Below are 2,783 nucleotides of genomic sequence, written 5' to 3'. Positions count from 1 at the left end.
GATCTGCCCGCCCGAGAGGTCGCCGAGGTAGCGGACGTAGTGGTGCCCGATCAGGGCGGCGGGGTCGGTGGCACACGCGTGCAGCTCGGCCGCGTAGGCCTCGGTGGCGGGGACCAGGAGGTCGTAGGTGCGCCCCTGGGCGCGGTGCGACTCCAGGTCGGCACGCAGGGCGTCGGCCCGGTCGAGGCGCGGATCGAGGATGGCCGACAGGCGTGGGTCGGTGCCGGCCCGGCGGCAGGCGTCCTCGAGGGCCTCGTAGACGGGGAGTGACTGCCGCAGGAGTGCCACCAGACCTTCCGGCGTGCCCTCGCCGTTCATCAGGCGGGTGATGAACGAGGCGTTCTCCGCCTGTTCGTGCGCGGCCATCGTCGAGTCGTGTAATGCTCTCGACAGGGGTGCGGAAATGATCGTCTCCATTTGCCCTCCGGGCTTGTTAGGTATGCCTAAAGAGAGTACGGCAACAATAAGGGGATAGCCATACCGGTATTGATGTTGAGTAACGTGAACAATGCCGGGTGATCGGACGGGAATGTGCCGACCGAAAAGGCGAGCATCCGGATGTCGCGGAATTACCCGGGAGGCCGGTCGTCGAATGGAAGGGGATATCGGGTGGACACCATCGTCACCGCCGACGAGCTGACTCCGGGTGATCGTCTCGAGCTCGGGCATCTCACCCTCACGGAGGAGGAGATCGTCGGTTTCGCGCAGCAGTGGGATCCGCAGTGGTTCCACACGGATCCCGTGGCGGCCGCGGGCGGCCACCACGGCGGTGTGATGGCCAGCGGGATCCACACACTGGCTGTCCTCCAGCGGCTCTGCGTCGAGTCGGTCTACTCGAGGTGGGCGGTGATCGCCGGACGGGGGTTCGACCGTCTCCGCTTCACGGCCCCTGTCCGGCCGGGGGACACGGTGACCGGCTCGGTACACGTGACGGAGGTGAGTCCGGACGAGACCAGAGCTCGGGTGACGATGGATCTGGAGATGCGCAACCAGGACGCGGCCGTGGTGCTGACCGCCACGATGACGGTGTTCCTGTGGCGCCGTGGACACGGGCCCACCCGCCCCCGGGAGGAGGAGGCGGGGTAGTCGGGGTGAGCCGGGTGAGGTGGGTGTGCGGTGCCCCGTGCTCAGCCACGCTCCGCGGCGACGCGGCCCATCCGTGTGAAGGCCTCGGTGAGGAGCTCCTCCGAGCACGCGAAGTTCACGCGCGCGAACCCCTTGCCCTGGGAGCCGAAGGCGGGGCCGTTGCTCAGCGCCACGCGGCCGTCGTCGAGGAACGCCGCGGCGGGGTCGTCGCCGAGGCCGGGATAGGAGCGCAGGTCCAGCCACGCCACGAACCCGGCGTCGGGCCGCCGCCACCGGGCGCGGGGGAGATGCTCGGCCATGAGCCGGTCCATCAGATCGAGGTTCGCGGCCAGTGCGGCGTTCATGCTCTCCAGCCAGTCCAGCGACCCGGTCAGCGCGGCCTCGGCGGCGAGCGCCCCGAAGTGCCCCACGGCGCCCGACAGTGCCGAGCGCCGCACCTCGAACCGTTCCGGGTTGCCGTTGATCACGAACGCGCACTTGAGGCCGGCGAGGTTGAACGCCTTGGACGCCGACGAGATGGCCAGGCCCACCTCGCGGGCGGTGTCGGAGGCGGCCAGGAACGAGGAAAACCGGACCCCGGGCATGGTCAGGGGCGCCCAGATCTCGTCGGAGACCACCACGGCGTCGTATCGTGCGGCCAGGTCGGCGAGCCCGGCCAACTCCGCCGTGGAGTGGAGGACGCCCGTGGGGTTGTGCGGGTGGCTCAGGAGCACGGCCCGGGCCCCGTCGGCCAGGGCGCGCTCGATGCCCGCCAGGTCCAGCCGCGGGTCCTCGCCGTCGTGGTCGACCAGTGGCACCGCGACGGGCGACATCCCCACGCGCCGGATCCACGGTCCGAACGGCATGTAGACCGGCGGCGTGTAGACCACCCCGCTGCCGGCCGGCAGGATCCGTGCGAGTGATTCCCGGACGCCCACGCCGACGTCGTTGACGGGGACCACCGACTCCTCCGGGACGTCGAACCCGAACCTGGAGTAGTAGCGGGCGCACACCCCGGCGAGTCGCTCGATCTCCGCGAAGTACCCGGTGTCGCCGTCGGCCACGGCGGCGGCGAGACGCTCCCGGATCGCCGGGGCCAGCAGGACGTCGGTCTCCGCCACGAACAGCGGCAGGACGTCCTCCGGGTACGCCACCCACTTCTGGCTCCGGCGCCTGCGCAGGACGGACTCGGGGACATCGAGGGGGAACGGCACGGCGGGGGTCCTTTCGACCGGGTTCACAGGACCCCCAGGCTACTCAGCTGCCGGGCACGTACCCGGGATGCACCCACACGTCCCACACCGGACTCGAACCGTGGGGGGAGAGCGGCATCGTGGTCGAATAGGTGCCGGCGAGGCTGCCGCCGGAATGCGGGGGGACGAAGACCCCGCCGGAGGTCGTCATCCAGCCCATCCGCCGCGCGAGGTCATAGAGGCCGGTGTACGCCGACGTCGTGGACCCGGTCTGCGTGAAGAGTGAGTGCCAGACGTCGTTGACCACGCTGTTGTGCCGCAGCTCCACAAGGCCGCCGTCCGGGTCGAGCTGCCAACACCGCCCGTACGGGTGGCCGCGGTCGTTCGTGCAGAACAGCGGGCGAGAGGACCCGTGCGGTGAGAGCAGTCGGACCCGGTCGCCGATCATCCAGAACGCCGGCTGGTCCGGGGTGATGGTCTGCCCGGGCGCCAGTTCGACGCCGTGACCAGGGACGAACGACGCCC

At 70.4% G+C, this 2,783-nt stretch carries 4 protein-coding genes; 1 reads left to right on the top strand and 3 read right to left on the bottom strand.

Annotation, left to right across the window (positions count from 1 at the left end):
* Positions 1 to 417, bottom strand: a 417-nt coding sequence (locus tag G6017_RS07175; RefSeq protein WP_206682424.1) for a biliverdin-producing heme oxygenase, incomplete at its 3' end; no start/stop codon positions are given.
* Positions 418 to 609: 192 nt separating this feature from the next.
* Here G6017_RS07175 and G6017_RS07170 point away from each other — a divergent pair.
* Positions 610 to 1,086 carry a MaoC/PaaZ C-terminal domain-containing protein gene (locus G6017_RS07170; protein ID WP_304814618.1) on the top strand — a complete coding sequence of 159 codons (477 nt, stop codon included), beginning with the start codon at positions 610 to 612 and terminating at the stop codon, positions 1,084 to 1,086.
* A 41-nt stretch (positions 1,087 to 1,127) separates the two neighbouring features.
* On the opposite strand, the gene G6017_RS07165 is transcribed toward G6017_RS07170, so the two are convergent.
* Complete coding sequence (locus G6017_RS07165) at positions 1,128 to 2,279, bottom strand: MalY/PatB family protein (protein ID WP_179524646.1); 1,152 nt, start codon at positions 2,277 to 2,279, stop codon at positions 1,128 to 1,130.
* 43 nt (positions 2,280 to 2,322) lie between these two features.
* Positions 2,323 to 2,783, bottom strand: a 461-nt coding sequence (locus tag G6017_RS07160) for a hypothetical protein (protein WP_182616686.1), incomplete at its 5' end; no start/stop codon positions are given.

The organism is Dietzia sp. B44 (assembly GCF_014145245.1).
Lineage (GTDB): Bacteria > Actinomycetota > Actinomycetes > Mycobacteriales > Mycobacteriaceae > Dietzia > Dietzia natronolimnaea.
Note: the sequence above shows the minus strand (reverse complement) of the source record. Positions and strands in the feature narration are given on the sequence as shown.